This is a genomic window from Paenibacillus sp. 01T422 (genome assembly GCF_056398785.1).
In genome coordinates this window covers 1-1422 of the sequence record NZ_JBFTQB010001234.1, presented here as the reverse complement: position 1 = coordinate 1422, position 1422 = coordinate 1, and the positions used below count along the sequence as shown (strand labels likewise).

The window sequence follows — 1422 nt, the reverse complement described above, 5'->3', positions numbered from 1 at the left end:
GATACAGGGAATGCGAATGTATGGCTGCATAATAATGATATTTTCTATGGAACTGCAGGAGGAGATGCTGACCAAGCCAAAGGTGATGGTTCAACTGACCTTAAGAAAGGATCAACTTTTATTACAATCTCCTATAATCACTACTGGGATTCTGGCAAAGCTGCTCTAGTCGGTTTGAGTGAGTCGTCCGAATTCTTCGTAACCTTCCACCATAACTGGTTTGATCATTCAGACTCTCGCCATCCACGGATCAGAACGGGAACTATTCATATCTATAATAACTTTTTTGACGGCGTCTCCAAATATGGCGTTGGTGCTACAACAGGAAGCTCTGCATTTGTAGAATCAAATTACTATAGGCATGCCAAAAATCCAATGCTAATTTCCTTGCAAGGTACCGATATGCATGACGGGGAGGGTACATTCTCAGGGGAACCTGGAGGTATGATTAAAGCATACAATAATATTATTCTTGATCCAGGAAGTATTATTTATGCAAATTCTGATACAGGAACAGCCCCTGCTAGTGCAACACAATTTGATGCCTACTTAGCTTCCACAAGAAGTCAAACCGTTCCAAACACATACAAAACCTTATCGGGTGGAACGACTTATAATAATTTTGACACTACGATCGATACAGGTGTGAATGCATCTAACATTGATGCTGTAGGTACTGTTGAACAAGTTGTTACGACGGAAGCTGGCCGCCTAAATAATGGAGACTTTACATGGGAATTTAATGATGCAGTTGATGATACATCGTCTATCCTTAATACAGCACTGATGTCTAAAATACAAACTTACACAACTCAGCTTGTATCTGTAGGTGGCAATTCAACAGGATCAACACCGACACCAACGCCGACACCGGCAACACCAACGCCTTCACCAACGCCTCCGACATCAACGCCAACACCGCCGGTACAAACACCACCGCCTACATCAACAATTGTTCATAACTTCACGACAGATGGAAAAACAAGCAGCTTCTTCAATATCCAAGGGAACCTCTCAACATCTAAGGGGACTGTGGTATATAATGGTTTAACACTAACGCAATGTTTGAAAATCGAGTCTGGTACTAGTATTGGGTTTACCACAACAACAGCTGCAGCGTTAACCTTAGTGTTAAATACAGCAGACGGTACAAAAATCAAGATAGATGGAGCAAGCTATGCTATAGCAAATGGCATTGTCAGTGTAGCGCTTGCGCCTGGCGCACATACGATTACAAAGGATGACGTTACAAATCTTTATTACATGAAGCTTGAATAGATAGCTGAAATCCTACCTGGAACTATGAGCCCTCATAGTTCCTTTTTTTTTGTGGTAAAATATAGGTTAAAGGAGTGATTGAAATGGCGCGTGTTTTATTTATAAATGGTGGCTCAGAGGGACATATCAATCCAACAATTGGAG

At 41.5% G+C, this 1422-nt stretch carries 1 protein-coding gene; it reads left to right on the top strand.

Translation table 11 applies throughout. The features are described 5' to 3' along the window. On the top strand, positions 1-1278 hold a 1278-nt coding region (locus AC1DUA_RS37505; RefSeq protein WP_477504558.1), incomplete at its 5' end, for a pectate lyase family protein. Positions 1279-1422 lie beyond the last annotated feature (144 nt).